The sequence below is a fragment of the Pseudomonas sp. GZD-209 genome (assembly GCF_049310485.1).
In the GTDB taxonomy this organism is placed as follows: Bacteria; Pseudomonadota; Gammaproteobacteria; order Pseudomonadales; family Pseudomonadaceae; genus Aquipseudomonas; species Aquipseudomonas sichuanensis.
In genome coordinates this window covers 1-7078 of record NZ_JBMOWQ010000081.1, presented here as the reverse complement: position 1 = coordinate 7078, position 7078 = coordinate 1, and the positions used below count along the sequence as shown (strand labels likewise).

General features: G+C 64.1%; 5 protein-coding genes. All 5 read right to left on the bottom strand.

What is annotated here, in order from left to right; translation table 11 throughout:
* Positions 1-62: 62 nt before the first annotated feature.
* Positions 63-848: a TenA family transcriptional regulator gene (locus ACO6VM_RS10895; protein ID WP_110992513.1), complete on the bottom strand. Its 786-nt coding sequence runs from the start codon at positions 846-848 to the stop codon at positions 63-65.
* Between the two features lie 38 nt (positions 849-886).
* Entirely contained in the window at positions 887-3343 is a 2457-nt protein-coding gene (locus tag ACO6VM_RS10890; RefSeq protein ID WP_401057715.1) for an EAL domain-containing protein, read from the bottom strand.
* A 224-nt stretch (positions 3344-3567) separates the two neighbouring features.
* Positions 3568-5400 carry an ABC transporter ATP-binding protein gene (locus tag ACO6VM_RS10885; RefSeq protein WP_401057714.1) on the bottom strand — a complete coding sequence of 611 codons (1833 nt, stop codon included), beginning with the start codon at positions 5398-5400 and terminating at the stop codon, positions 3568-3570.
* Positions 5393-6025: a DsbA family protein gene (locus tag ACO6VM_RS10880; RefSeq protein ID WP_401057713.1), complete on the bottom strand. Its 633-nt coding sequence runs from the start codon at positions 6023-6025 to the stop codon at positions 5393-5395. The genes ACO6VM_RS10885 and ACO6VM_RS10880 overlap by 8 nt, the downstream gene beginning before the upstream one ends.
* A 3-nt stretch (positions 6026-6028) precedes the next feature.
* Positions 6029-6961 carry a rhodanese-related sulfurtransferase gene (locus tag ACO6VM_RS10875; protein ID WP_422403242.1) on the bottom strand — a complete coding sequence of 311 codons (933 nt, stop codon included), beginning with the start codon at positions 6959-6961 and terminating at the stop codon, positions 6029-6031.
* Positions 6962-7078: the final 117 nt, after the last annotated feature.

Here is a 7078-nt window from a genome sequence, read left to right as displayed (position 1 = left end):
GGGGAAAAACCCCCGCCCACACAAAAAAAGCGTGTGAAATAGGCCCCCCCCCCGCGATGCTTTCAGCCCGCCGCCAAGGCCGGGCGCAGCCGCCCTTGCTGACGCCCTTCCAGCTGCATGCAACGCTCCAGGAACAGGAACATGCAGTCGTAGCTCTTGCAGATCGCCCGGCGCAGTTCGGTGCGCAACCCCAGCGTAGGGTTCTCTCCCGCCAGGGTGCAGATGATCTCCAGCGCCTCCCACGGGTGCGCATCGTCGTACTGGGCGTGCATCTTCAGCCACTTCATCGCGCGCTTGCGGGTTTCGTCGGGGAAACCTTGGGCGTAAGTGTCATTCGCGCAGACCACCGCCGACCACTCGCCCGTGGCACCTTCGATGGCGTAGTTGGTGGCGGCCATGGCGATGGCCAGTGACTCGGTGGCGCAGACCCGCCAGCACCAGTCGTTGAGGCCGTTGAGCTCTGGCGGCACTTCCTGCGCCTGCAACTCGTGCAGGTGAATACCGTGGGCCTGGCACCAGTGCACCCAGTAGTCGGCATGGTTGAGTTCGACGCGGATATTGCGCATCAGCCAGCGCCGCGCCATGTCTTCACCGGCATGGCGCCCGTAGCGGGTCTTGGTGAGGTTGTGAGCCATGTACAGCGAGAACTGCTCGACCACCGGCCAACCGCCGATCAGGTACTGGCGCACGGTCGCCGGGCGCAGCTGACCGTCGCGCAGGCGCTGGTAGAACTCGTGCTCGACCACCCTGCGCTTGCTTTCGCGGCAGTCCTCGATCAGTTGCTGGGCCCAATCCGGATAACTGGCCGGATCCATCAAGGGTCCGATCCTTATGAATGAATCAATCACTGTCAGCTCCTTGATTCCCTGTGATTCCCGGGCTGTATTCAGCGAAAGGTCCCCGGCGCCCGGTGCAACAGGGGTCTCGCGGCAATCCGTTGGCGCTGCAGGCTGTCGCAGGTGAACACCTGCGGCCGCTCGATGAGATAACCCTGGGCGTAATCCACGCCGATTTCCTGCAAAGCCTGTTCGATCAACGGCGTCTCGACGAACTCGGCGATGGTGCGCTTGCCCATCACATGACCGATGTGATTGATCACCTCAACCATAGCCCGATTGATCGGATCGTCGAGCATGTCTTTGACAAAACTTCCGTCGATCTTCAGGAAGTCTACTGGCAAATGTTTCAAATAGGCGAATGACGACATCCCGGCGCAGAAGTCATCGAGGGAGAACTTGCAGCCCAGCCCTTTCAATTCATTGATGAATCGAATCGCGCTCCCAAGATTGGCAATTGCGCTGGTCTCGGTTATTTCAAAACAGATGAGCCGTGGCGGGATATCGAACTCGCCAAACAGCCGCTGCAGGTATTCGAGGAAGTTGTCGTCACCGATGCTCGCCCCCGACAGGTTGATCGCGCACAGGGCCAACGGCCCTTCGCGCCCCTCGTCCAGGCATTGGCGGATCACCTGGAACACACTGCGCACCACCCAGCGATCGAGGGCCGTCATCAACCCGTAACGCTCGGCCGCCGGGATGAAGCTGTTGGGCAGGATGGTGCGGCCACTTTCATCGTGCAGACGCAGCAGGATCTCGATATGGCCAGGGCCTTCCTGCCCTTGCAGGGGGGCGATTTCCTGGGCGTACAGGCAGAAGCGGTTCTCCTCCAGGGCCACATGCAGGCGCTGGATCCAGGCCATCTCGCCAAAGCGCATGGACAGCTCGCTGTCGTCGGCGTGATACACCTGGACCCGGTTGCGGCCTTTCTCCTTGGCCATGTAGCAGGCCATGTCGGCAGCCCGCAGCGACGCCTCCAGGGTGCTCGGCGCCTGGGCGATATGCACCAGGCCAATACTCACGGTGGTGACGAATGGCCGGCCCTTCCACACAAAATGCAGGCTCTGCACCACCTGGCGCAACTGCTCGGCAATGCGCTCGGCCTGCTCCGGCGGGCAGTTCTCCAGCAGCACGCCGAATTCGTCGCCGCCCAGGCGCGCCAGGGTGTCCCCCTCACGCAGGCCCGACTGAAGCACCGCGCAGATATGCCGCAGCAACTCGTCGCCGGCGGCATGCCCAGAGGTGTCGTTGACCAGCTTGAACTGGTCGAGGTCGAGGAACATCAACGAATGGCGCCCCGCCTGGCGCACCAGGGTGTTGAGCGCCTGCTCCAGGCGATATTCGAATTCGCGGCGGTTGGCCAGCCCGGTGAGGGCGTCATGGGTCGCCTGCCAGGACAGGTTGGCGATGTATTGACGCTCCTGGGTCATGTCGTGGAGCACCACGACGATGCCGCTGACCTGGCCGTCGGTGAGTATCGGCGAACCCACCAGGTTGATGGACACCGTGCTGCCATCCAGACGCTGGATCAACCGGGCATGTTCGTCGCTGCCCTTGAGGCTGCCGCTGAGCACCTGCTCGACCAGGGTCCGGCTGTCCTTCTCGGCGTTCTCGTCGAGCAGGCTGAACAACGCCGCCAGAGGCAGGCCCTCGGCCTGGGCGGCCTGCCAGTGAGTCAGTTGCTCGGCAGCGGGATTCATGAAGGTGATGCAGCCATCGACGTCGGTGGTGATCACCGCATCGCCGATCGACTCGAGGGTGACCTGCGCCCGCTCCCGCTCTTCCTGCAAGGCACTGGCGAACGCCTGACGCTGGGCCAGCAGCTTGCTTGAGCGCAGCCAGGCCATGACGATGAGGAACAGCGCAGTGATCAGGTTGGTGAGCATCAGCACTTTGAGCAGCGCCCGCGAGCCCTCGCCCAGGGCATCGCTGAAGGCCTTGGCCGCCGGGGTCACGCCATCGTTGATGGCGACGATGCGAGCCCTCCATTGCGCCACCTGGCCGGCGTCGACCGCGCCGCCGACAAAGCCCTCGCGCATCTCACCGGCCAGCACATCGAGCTGGCGCAAGTAGTCGTCGCCGATATCCCAGTAGTCGATGGCGGTCTGCATGTAGCTGATGTTGCGAAAGTTGCGGTAGAACCAGATGATCCGGGCGACATCGTCCGGGTGGTTGCCGCCCTGCAGGATGCCCTTGCGCGCGGCCGCGATGTCTGGCTCCGGCTGGTCGAGCGCCAGGCGCAGGTTGTGGTCGCCCTGGGGCACCAGAATGGCCTGACGATAGCGCTGGTAGGTCAGCGGATGCCGGTCGTCGGCGTACAGGCTCAGGTAGTAGATGGCATCTTTCTGCGCCTTGGACCACAGGCTTTCCCCCGCCACGTAGGCACGTACCGAGGACAACGCATAGAGGCTGAGGCTGCCCAGCAGCACCTGGAAGACCACAACGGCAACGAAAGGCCAGATGATGCCCAGCAGCCTTGGCGCTTCGAGAGTCCGATTTCCCTTCATGTAGTCCCTGTCACGGCGGCAGATAAGGCACGAATCGACCTAGACACAGCACAGCGTAGGCCATTTGCCATGCCCGCGGCGTGCTTTTTGAATGTGACAAATCAGGCCTTTGTGGGAGCGGGTTTACCCGCGAAGGCGTCAGCCCAGGCAACATCGGCGCCTGATCATGCGCATTCGCGGGTAAACCCGCTCCCACAGGCTCAGTGCCTTGCAGGGAAGCGGATTCAGGTCTGTTGCAGATGCCCGTACAGCTTGGCGTACAAGCCACCTTCGGCGATCAGTTGCTGGTGGTCGCCATCCTCGGCCACATGCCCGCCATCGAACACCAGCACCCGGTCGGCCTGTTTCACCGCCGACAGTCGATGGGCGATGATCAGCGTGGTGCGCCCGCTGAGGAAACGCGCCAAAGCCTGGTGCAGGTTGTACTCGGTGGCGGCATCCAGCGCCGAGGTGGCCTCGTCGAGAATCACCACCTTGGGCTCGGCCAGCACCATGCGCGCAATCGCCAGGCGCTGGCGCTGGCCGCCGGACAGGCGCACCCCGGAGCGGCCGACCACGCTGTCCAGGCCCTGGGGGAGTGCCGCGATGGTGGCATCCAGCTGGGCGATGCGCAGCGCGTGCCAGCAGGCGTCGTCGCTGCAGTCGCGGCCCATGGTCAGGTTGGCACGCACGCTGTCGTTGAACAGCGATGGGTGCTGCAGCACCACCGCGACGTGCTCGCGCAAGGTCTCCAGGCCGATTTCCTGCAGGCTGGCACCACCGAAGCGGATGGTCCCGGCCTGGGCGCTGTACAGCCCCAGCAACAGTTGCACCAGGGTGCTCTTGCCACCCCCACTGGCGCCGACGATCGCCACCTTCTCACCCGGGGCGATGGACAGGTTCAACTGGTCCAGCACCGGTTCTTCGGCATAGGCAAAACGCAGGTCACGCACCTCGATCCCCACGGTCTCACGCCCGGCGAACGGGTCGCTGGCCGCCGGGTACTGCGGCTCGTCGGCACGCGCCAGCAACTCGTTGAGCCGGCTCAGGGCGCCGCCTGCGGCGTAGTAGGCGTACTGCAGGTTCAGCAATTGCTCCACCGGGCCGATCATGAACCACAGGTAGCTGAACACCGCCAGCATCTGGCCGATGGACAGATCGGAGAACAGCACGGTGAGCATGGCGGCGGCACGGAAGATATCGATGCCGAACTGGAACAAGAGCCCGCTGGCGCGGCCACTGGCATCGCTTTTCCACTGCGAAGCGACGGCGTAGTCGCGCACTTCGCGGGCCCGCAGGCCAAGGCGGCCGAGGAAATAGCCCTGGCGGTTGCCGGCGCGGATCTCCTGGATGGCATCGAGGGTTTCGGTCAACGCCTGGGTGAAGCGTGCAGTGCTGTCGTTCTCGAGCTTTTTCAGGTGCTTGACGCGTTTGCCCAACTGCACGGTGAAGTAGATCACCAGCGGGTTGAACAACAGGATCAGCAGCGCCAGCTGCCAGTGCATCCAGATCAGGATCGCCGCCGTGCCGGTGAGTGTCAGCACCGCCACCAGGAACCGGCTGAGGGTTTCGCCGACGAACTTGTCGAGGGTATCCAGGTCGGTGACCAGGTGCGTGGTCACCGTGCCGCTGCCCAGGCTTTCATACTCTTGCAGCGAGATACGCTTGAGCCGCTCGATCAGGCGGATGCGCAGGCGGTAGACGATATCCTTGGCCAGGCCCGCGAACAGCTTGGCCTGGACCACGTTGAAGGCCAGCGCGGCCAGGCGCAGGGTCAGCGTGGCGCAGAGCATCAGGCCGATATAACCGGCGGCCACCTGCCAGTTGCTGGGCAGCAGGTGGTTCATCCATTTGAGCGCGGCATCGCCATGCCCCAGCAACACTTCGTCCACCAGCAGCGGCAGCAGCAAGGGGATCGGCACACTGCACAGGGCGGCGAACACGGCCACCAGGTTGGCGCTCCACAGGGCTTTCTTGTGGTGCAGGGCCAGGCGGCGGATTTCCGCCCAGCTCAAGCGATCGGGCACAGCGGGGGGCTTCCCAGGTACCGGGTCTGGCGACCCGGGCAGGTCAAGCACAAACGGCCTGCTGCAGCCAGCGGCCGAGCAAGGGTTGCAGGCTCTGCAGCGGCTGATAGCCGTTGGTCAGCAGGGCCAGCTGGCCGTTGCGCTCGGCCAGCAGCGTGGGGAAGCCGGCAATGCCCAGGTCCTGCACCCAGGCGAAATCGGCCGTGGTGGCAGTGCGGGTGTCGTGGCTGGCGAAGCGCAGGGAGAACGCCTCCCGGTCGAACCCGGCCTGTTCAGCCAGCTCGACCAGTTGCGGGGCGCGGGTGACGTCCACGCCCTGCTCGTAGAACGACGCCTGGATCAGCTTGAGCAGATGCCAGGCGCGCTGCTCGTCCAGCTCACGCGCCGCAACCAGGGCGCGACAGGCAGGCTCGGTGTCGTAGACGAAACCGTCCGGCATCGCGCCTTCAAAACGGAACGGTTGCCCGGTGGCGTCATGCACCGCCTGCCAATGCTCGAGGATGTACTTGCGGGTCGAGGCGTCCAGGGCGCTGCCGCCGGTACGCAACCCGCCCGGCACCAGGCGGGTGCTGACACCGGCCTCGCGCGCCTGGGCGATCAGCGCTTCGGCCACCGGGGCGAAACCCCAGCACCAGGAGCACATCGGGTCCATCACATAGAGCAGGCGTGCGGACATGCATCAGGCCTCGGCTTTGTAGTTGAAACCGATCGGGTGCGGCTGGTTGCGCGCCTTGGCCAGCTCGATCTGTTTCTGGCGGTCGATGGCGCTGCGCCGGGTCTTCTCGCTCAGGTTGTCCCAGCAATGCGGGCAGCTCACGCCTGGCGAATAGTGCTCGGACTCGCGGTCCTGCGCATCGACCGGGTGGCGGCAAGCGTGGCACTGGTCGTACTCGCCCTCGCTCAGGTCATGACGCACGGTGACCCGGTTGTCGAAGACGAAGCAGTCGCCGTCCCACAGGCTTTCTTCCTGAGGTACTTCCTCGAAGTATTTCAGGATACCGCCCTTGAGATGATAGACCGCTTCATAGCCCTCACCGAGCATATAGCTCGAGGCTTTTTCGCAACGGATGCCACCGGTGCAGAACATGGCCACCTTCTTGTGCTTGCTGGGGTCGAAGTTGGCCTTGATGTATTCGGGGAACTCGCGGAAGGTCTCGGTCTTCGGGTCGATGGCGCCCTTGAAGGTGCCGATGGCTACTTCGTAGTCGTTGCGGGTGTCGATCAGCAGCACTTCAGGGTCGCTGATCAGGGCGTTCCAGTCTTTCGGATCGACGTAGGTGCCCACTGCCTTGTTCGGGTCCACGCCCGGCACGCCGAGGGTGACGATCTCTTTCTTGAGCTTGACCTTGGTGCGGTAGAACGGCTGCTCGTCGCAGTACGACTCTTTATGGTCAACGTCCACCAGGCGCGGGTCGTTGCGCAGCCAGGCCAGCAGCCCGTCGATGCCTTCACGGGTGGCCGACACGGTGCCGTTGATGCCTTCATGGGCCAGCAGCAGGGTGCCTTTGACGCCGTTCTCGAGCATGGCGTTGAGCAGCGGCTCGCGCAGCTCGAGGTAGTCTTCCAGGGTGACGAACTTGTACAGCGCCGCCACGACGATCGGTTGGGTCATTGCGTTGAATCTCCAGGTGGTTGCCCTCGTAAGGGGCGGACCGGAATGACAAAAACGACTGTACCGGGGCCACCACAGGGAGGACACAATCCCACCGGTTTGGGTGGTGGAGCGGGG